Source organism: Staphylococcus sp. EG-SA-15 (assembly GCF_017151895.1).
GTDB lineage: Bacteria > Bacillota > Bacilli > Staphylococcales > Staphylococcaceae > Staphylococcus > Staphylococcus aureus.
On sequence record NZ_JACVZN010000051.1, the window covers coordinates 1 to 6,938 of the forward strand.

The following is a 6,938-nucleotide window of genomic DNA, read 5'->3' on the forward strand; positions in this document are numbered from 1 at the left end:
ATTATTAATAAGGAGTGGACAACATGATTGATGTAAATGAGCTATTGGAAGAAGCTATTAGAGAAACTGAAAATCTAAATGATGGCGAAGTTTTTCTTGTTAAAGATTTATTCAAGGGATATGTGGGGAATAGGATACCCAGAAAGGATCGACTTCTGCTTGGAACGTTATTTTTAAACCATGTTAGCAAAATGAATGGTAATTTAAAGGCTATTGAAAAGACTTCATCTAATCAGCAGAGGTATAAAAAGACAATTGATAAGTTTTAACTATCTTTTGTGAAATTAAAAAAATTATAAATATGTTGAGTAGAAGCAAAAGATTTGGCTTGGAATTTTTACAGCAGTGAATCGATAAAAGGAGCATGCTTGATGGTAGATAATATTATTAAATCAGTAGCAGAGAAATTATCCTCTCTGTCTTATATAGAAGGTATTGTTTTAGGTGGTTCACGTGCAAGGGGCACCCATACAGAGGATTCGGATATAGATATCGGCATCTATTACAATTCAGAATCATTTGACATAAATACTATTAATCAATTCGCTACAAAGCTGGATGATGAGCATAGAAATAACCTTGTTGTACCTCCCGGAGCATGGGGTGATTGGATTAATGGCGGCGGATGGTTAGTCATAAACGGGTATCATGTGGATTTAATTTTACGTGATATTAAACGTGTGGAACAAATAATGAAAGATACAGAGCACGGAATTGTTACTGCCAATTATCAGACTGGGCATCCCCATGGTTATATTAGTGCAATGTATCGAGGAGAATTAGCGATTAGCAAAATACTATATGCTAAGAATGAAAGCTTATGCGAATTAAAAAAACAGGAAGAAACTTATCCCAATGCTTTGCAGAAAAGTTTAGTTAACTTTTTTATGTTTGAAGCAGGGTTCTCTTTAATGTTTGTAAAAGCAAATTCGGGAACAGACGATAAATATTATATTGCGGGTCATGTTTTTCGTATAGTTTCATGTTTAAATCAAGTGTTATTTGCATGTAATAATGCTTATTGTATCAACGAAAAGAAAGCTATAAAACTGCTTGAAACTTTTGAACATAAACCTGAAAAATATACCGAGAAGGTAAATCATATTTTTGAAGTACTCGGTATCTCACTTTTTGAATGCTACGACATGACCGAGAAGCTTTATAATGAAGTGAATGAAATTGTATCGGAGATAAATAACTTTTTAAACGAGGAGAGTTCAGATGAAAGAAAACAAATATGATGATAATATATTTTTTCAAAAATACAGTCAAATGAGTCGCTCGCAGAAAGGACTGGCTGGTGCGGGAGAATGGGAGACTTTGAAAAAGATGCTACCTGATTTTAAGGGTAAGCGTGTGCTTGATTTAGGATGCGGCTATGGATGGCACTGTATATATGCGATGGAAAACGGTGCTTCCTCTGTAGTAGGTGTTGATATTTCTCATAAAATGCTCGAAGTAGCAAAAGGAAAAACCCATTTTCCACAGATTGAATATGAATGCTGTGCCATAGAAGATGTGGATTTCCCAGAGGAGAGCTTTGATGTAATACTAAGTTCGCTTGCGTTTCATTATGTAGCAGACTATGAGAATTTAATAAAAAAGATATATAGGATGCTGAAGGCTGGTGGCAATTTAGTTTTTACAGTTGAACATCCTGTTTTTACTGCTCATGGAACACAAGACTGGTATTATAACGAAAAAGGAGAAATACTGCATTTCCCGGTGGACAATTATTATTATGAGGGCAAACGGACAGCTATGTTTTTGGAAGAAAAGGTTACAAAATATCATAGAACACTGACCACATATCTAAATACACTGCTTTCAAATAGTTTTATAATAAATCAGATTGTGGAGCCACAGCCGCCAGAGAACATGATGGATATTCCGGGGATGGCGGATGAAATGCGACGCCCAATGATGCTGATTGTATCGGCAAAAAAGAAGATGTAATAATATAGAAAAAATAAACGAGGAGTATGTAAATGAGATCAGAAAAAGAAATGATGGATTTAGTACTTTCTTTAGCAGAACAGGATGAACGTATTCGAATTGTGACCCTTGAGGGGTCACGCGCAAATATTAATATACCTAAAGATGAATTTCAGGATTATGATATTACATATTTTGTAAGTGATATAGAACCGTTTATATCTAATGATGACTGGCTTAATCAATTTGGGAATATAATAATGATGCAAAAGCCGGAGGATATGGAATTATTCCCACCTGAAGAAAAGGGATTTTCCTATCTTATGCTATTTGATGATTACAATAAAATTGATCTTACCTTATTGCCCTTGGAAGAGTTAGATAATTACCTAAAGGGCGATAAATTAATAAAGGTTCTAATTGATAAAGATTGTAGAATTAAAAGGGACATAGTTCCGACTGATATAGATTATCATGTAAGAAAGCCAAGCGCAAGGGAGTATGATGATTGCTGCAATGAATTTTGGAATGTAACACCTTATGTTATTAAAGGATTGTGCCGTAAGGAAATTTTATTTGCTATTGATCATTTTAATCAGATTGTTCGCCATGAGCTGCTGAGAATGATATCATGGAAGGTCGGCATCGAAACAGGCTTTAAATTAAGTGTAGGCAAGAACTATAAGTTTATTGAAAGGTATATATCCGAGGATTTGTGGGAGAAACTTTTGTCCACCTACCGGATGGATTCCTATGAAAACATATGGGAAGCATTATTTCTATGCCATCAATTGTTCAGGGCGGTATCCGGTGAGGTGGCGGAAAGGCTTCATTATGCCTATCCGGAGTATGATAGGAATATAACAAAATATACCAGGGACATGTATAAAAAATACACTGGTAAAACCGGCTGCCTGGATAGCACATATGCCGCTGATATAGAAGAGAGGCGGGAACAGTGATTACAGAAATGAAAGCAGGGCACCTGAAAGATATCGATAAACCCAGCGAACCATTTGAGGTGATAGGTAAGATTATACCGAGGTATGAAAACGAGAATTGGACCTTTACAGAATTACTCTATGAAGCGCCATATTTAAAAAGCTACCAAGACGAAGAGGATGAAGAGGATGAGGAGGCAGATTGCCTTGAATATATTGACAATACTGATAAGATAATATATCTTTACTACCAAGACGATAAATGCGTCGGAAAAGTTAAACTGCGAAAAAATTGGAACCGGTACGCTTATATAGAAGATATCGCCGTATGTAAGGATTTCAGGGGGCAAGGCATAGGCAGCGCGCTTATCAATATATCTATAGAATGGGCAAAGCATAAAAACTTGCATGGACTAATGCTTGAAACCCAGGACAATAACCTTATAGCTTGTAAATTCTATCATAATTGTGGTTTCAAAATCGGCTCCGTCGATACTATGTTATACGCCAACTTTGAAAACAACTTTGAAAAAGCTGTTTTCTGGTATTTAAGGTTTTAGAATGCAAGGAACAGTGAATTGGAGTTCGTCTTGTTATAATTAGCTTCTTGGGGTATCTTTAAATACTGTAGAAAAGAGGAAGGAAATAATAAATGGCTAAAATGAGAATATCACCGGAATTGAAAAAACTGATCGAAAAATACCGCTGCGTAAAAGATACGGAAGGAATGTCTCCTGCTAAGGTATATAAGCTGGTGGGAGAAAATGAAAACCTATATTTAAAAATGACGGACAGCCGGTATAAAGGGACCACCTATGATGTGGAACGGGAAAAGGACATGATGCTATGGCTGGAAGGAAAGCTGCCTGTTCCAAAGGTCCTGCACTTTGAACGGCATGATGGCTGGAGCAATCTGCTCATGAGTGAGGCCGATGGCGTCCTTTGCTCGGAAGAGTATGAAGATGAACAAAGCCCTGAAAAGATTATCGAGCTGTATGCGGAGTGCATCAGGCTCTTTCACTCCATCGACATATCGGATTGTCCCTATACGAATAGCTTAGACAGCCGCTTAGCCGAATTGGATTACTTACTGAATAACGATCTGGCCGATGTGGATTGCGAAAACTGGGAAGAAGACACTCCATTTAAAGATCCGCGCGAGCTGTATGATTTTTTAAAGACGGAAAAGCCCGAAGAGGAACTTGTCTTTTCCCACGGCGACCTGGGAGACAGCAACATCTTTGTGAAAGATGGCAAAGTAAGTGGCTTTATTGATCTTGGGAGAAGCGGCAGGGCGGACAAGTGGTATGACATTGCCTTCTGCGTCCGGTCGATCAGGGAGGATATCGGGGAAGAACAGTATGTCGAGCTATTTTTTGACTTACTGGGGATCAAGCCTGATTGGGAGAAAATAAAATATTATATTTTACTGGATGAATTGTTTTAGTACCTAGATTTAGATGTCTAAAAAGCTTTAACTACAAGCTTTTTAGACATCTAATCTTTTCTGAAGTACATCCGCAACTGTCCATACTCTGATGTTTTATATCTTTTCTAAAAGTTCGCTAGATAGAGTTCTATATTAGAGATGTAAAGAGTTTTGGTGAAGAGGTTTGTGAGTATGGCTTTTATAACCAGGGTGCAATGAGAAGCACTAACAGCAGCTAGCTTAAGAACGCATAGGATATACTTTTTATGGAAGTCACAGAGGAGGAATAAAATTTGAACAGGATTAACAGAGTAACCTCTATTCTTATTCAGCTGCAATCAAAAAAAATAATTCCTGCCAAAGAAATTGCACAGCGATTTAATATAAGCTTAAGGACAGTTTACAGAGATATCCGGACACTTGAAGAAGCCGGAATACCAATTTGATCTGAGGCCGGAAAAGGATATTTTCTTGTAGAGGGCTTCCTACTTCCGCCGGTAATGTTTACAGCGGCGGAAGTGGGTGCATTGATTACAGCAGGGAAATTTTTAAATTGCCATGGAGATGAATCATTTATAAAGGATTTTGATTCAGCTATGTATAAAATCAAATCTATTTTGAAGCATGGTGAAAAAAACTATGCACAGGAGTTGGAGAACAGTATTAACGTGTACAGCACATCTGGACAGAAAAATACATTGGCGGATAACGTTATTGCAGCAATTCAGACTGCAATCTGCAATAAAAGGGTAATATCAATTCAATATCCTGCATCAGGAGGGCAAGAACCGGAAAGCAGAATGATAGAGCCTATATCACTGGGGTTTTATGAACAGAACTGGTACTTAATCGGTTTTGCAGGCTAAGAAATGAATATAGGAATTTTCGTGTGGATCGGATTAAAAGCATTTGCATAGAAGAAGAGCTCTGTCAAAGCCATGATGGCTCTTTGGAACAAATATTAAAACAAATGCTTTCATATAAAAAACTATATAATGTAATTCTTAGAGCTGAAAAAGGGGAGACATACAATTCTATCAAGAACAGGTATTCTCTCGGCTTCCTTGAAGAAACCGATTTGGGAAGTAAAATGGAAATCGAATTCCAGACAGATTCCTTTGAGATATTGAGCAAGCAGCTGATTGAATATGGATCAGGCATTGAAATAGTCCAACCTGATGAATTAAAATGCATAACCCGTAAACACCTGGCACAAATTACGAATCACTGCCTAAACTTGATTTAGAGAAAGCGATTGGTCTGTTATGTATTTTTTGTAAGGTTTCATATCCCCTGCTGACATACAGCTGTCAGTGTATTATGATATTCTACTATCAAAAAGGAGGATTGAAAAATATGAAACCAAAGATAATTATGCACACACAAATTAGCCTTGATGGCCGCATTAAAGGCTTTGATAATCCGGAAGTTTACTACCAGGTTGCCGGGGGAATTCATTCGGATGCGGTGCTGTTTGGGTCCAATACTGTTTTTACTGCATTTGAAAAATATCCTGCTGAAACAGAGGCTGATTTTGAGAAAATCATAACAAGCCCGGAGGACCCCAGACCAATAGGAGTCATACCTGACAGCAGAGGTATCTTGAGAAGTCTTCATTGCTTAAGAAATCTTGGATATCTGAAGGAAATTGTCATTCTGGTATCAACTGCCACTCCGAAGGAATATTTGAATTATTTGGAGGAAAGGCATTACCCATATATTGTGTCAGGAAATGATCATGTGGACTATGAAAAAGCCTTTCAGATCCTGCATGAGCAATATGGGTGTAAATACATGCGGACAGACAGTGGCGGTGGATTAACCAACAAATTATTAGAAAACGGACTTATTGATGAAATCAGTCTTGTGATATCACCATGTTTTGTAGGTAATAAAGAAAAACAACTATTTGATAACCTTCTGTTATCTGAAAAAGTTAATTTGGAATTGCAGGGAACAGAGAATGCAGAACATGGCTGTCTGTCATTGCGCTATGCTGTGAAAAATAAGGATTAGTGCAGCATACTTTAAAAAGTGTCTGTTGGGACAGTGTCCTAAAGGAAGCATAAGCTCATGGCTAGCGGCGGTGTTAAAGTAACGGCACTCGGCCCCAATATATAGTTGATATGCCCCTAAGCCTTTGAGGGCAAGGCGGTCAACCGCGCCTTTTCCGGTCCGCATACAGTCGTTCAATGAGGGTATCAAGCTCGGCAATGCGGCGGTGCTTCTCGGTGGTTCGTTTCTTCGCCGCCGTTTTCGGCTAATTCTAATTGATCCGAACTGTAAGGATAAGCAATTATCCGGGGCTAGTTAAGTATCTTAGAGAGGAAGATAAAGATAAGTAAACCAATTTTAAAGTTGTACCGAATAAAGCCTTCAAGAGGACAACATGCTTTTGAAGGCTTTATTGCTTACAATTACTTGGATTGTAACGCAAAAGCAGGCACCAAATCAATGAAAAATAGCCTATCCAGGCGACTGTTTCAGAAATATGGGCTTCCGCCAAGGGGATACCAGTGGGGTGCGACATCTTTTTTGCCCACTCAAGGCATGTGGAGTGTGTGGCGTTGTTGCGTAGAAAGTAAGGCTGGAGTCCTTATATCTGGCTGAGCTTAATCTCTGGTAATTTTGAG

8 protein-coding genes and 1 pseudogene are annotated in these 6,938 nt (G+C 38.1%); all 9 read left to right on the forward strand.

Annotated elements, in window-relative coordinates:
- The first annotated feature begins 23 nt into the window (after positions 1-23).
- The 9 genes and pseudogenes from IDG64_RS14090 (at position 24) to IDG64_RS14130 (ending at position 6,321) form a co-directional block, all read left to right on the forward strand.
- Positions 24-269: a single-stranded DNA-binding protein gene (locus IDG64_RS14090; protein WP_000567888.1), complete on the forward strand. Its 246-nt coding sequence runs from the start codon at positions 24-26 to the stop codon at positions 267-269.
- A gap of 102 nt (positions 270-371) precedes the next feature.
- Complete coding sequence (locus tag IDG64_RS14095; protein WP_200626309.1) at positions 372-1,241, forward strand: nucleotidyltransferase domain-containing protein; 870 nt, start codon at positions 372-374, stop codon at positions 1,239-1,241.
- Complete coding sequence (locus IDG64_RS14100) at positions 1,222-1,956, forward strand: class I SAM-dependent methyltransferase (protein ID WP_000662263.1); 735 nt, start codon at positions 1,222-1,224, stop codon at positions 1,954-1,956. Before IDG64_RS14095 ends, IDG64_RS14100 begins: the two co-directional genes overlap by 20 nt.
- Before the next feature lie 32 nt (positions 1,957-1,988).
- On the forward strand, positions 1,989-2,897 hold the full coding sequence (locus tag IDG64_RS14105) for an aminoglycoside nucleotidyltransferase ANT(6)-Ia (protein ID WP_001255866.1): 909 nt from the start codon (positions 1,989-1,991) through the stop codon (positions 2,895-2,897).
- On the forward strand, positions 2,894-3,436 hold the full coding sequence (gene sat4, locus IDG64_RS14110) for a streptothricin N-acetyltransferase Sat4 (protein WP_000627290.1): 543 nt from the start codon (positions 2,894-2,896) through the stop codon (positions 3,434-3,436). Before IDG64_RS14105 ends, sat4 begins: the two co-directional genes overlap by 4 nt.
- A 92-nt stretch (positions 3,437-3,528) precedes the next feature.
- Positions 3,529-4,323, forward strand: coding sequence for an aminoglycoside O-phosphotransferase APH(3')-IIIa (gene aph(3')-IIIa / locus IDG64_RS14115; protein ID WP_001096887.1), 795 nt, complete (start codon positions 3,529-3,531; stop codon positions 4,321-4,323).
- 275 nt (positions 4,324-4,598) lie between these two features.
- Positions 4,599-5,171, forward strand: a pseudogene (locus IDG64_RS15610) (helix-turn-helix transcriptional regulator).
- Positions 5,172-5,194: 23 nt separating this feature from the next.
- Positions 5,195-5,551 (forward strand): WYL domain-containing protein, encoded by a 357-nt coding sequence (locus tag IDG64_RS15615; RefSeq protein ID WP_000374054.1) that lies wholly within the window; start codon positions 5,195-5,197, stop codon positions 5,549-5,551.
- Positions 5,552-5,661: 110 nt separating this feature from the next.
- Positions 5,662-6,321: a dihydrofolate reductase family protein gene (locus tag IDG64_RS14130; RefSeq protein ID WP_000802831.1), complete on the forward strand. Its 660-nt coding sequence runs from the start codon at positions 5,662-5,664 to the stop codon at positions 6,319-6,321.
- The last annotated feature ends 617 nt before the right edge of the window (positions 6,322-6,938 follow it).

Bases quoted from the DNA above. Each gene is read 5' to 3' on its own strand.
- IDG64_RS14095 (WP_200626309.1), top strand. From the start codon at position 372: ATGGTAGATAATATTATTAAATCAGTAGCAGAGAAATTATCCTCTCTG.
- IDG64_RS14130 (WP_000802831.1), top strand. From the start codon at position 5,662: ATGAAACCAAAGATAATTATGCACACACAAATTAGCCTTGATGGCCGC.
- IDG64_RS14090 (WP_000567888.1), top strand. From the start codon at position 24: ATGATTGATGTAAATGAGCTATTGGAAGAAGCTATTAGAGAAACTGAA.
- IDG64_RS14100 (WP_000662263.1), top strand. From the start codon at position 1,222: ATGAAAGAAAACAAATATGATGATAATATATTTTTTCAAAAATACAGT.
- IDG64_RS14105 (WP_001255866.1), top strand. From the start codon at position 1,989: ATGAGATCAGAAAAAGAAATGATGGATTTAGTACTTTCTTTAGCAGAA.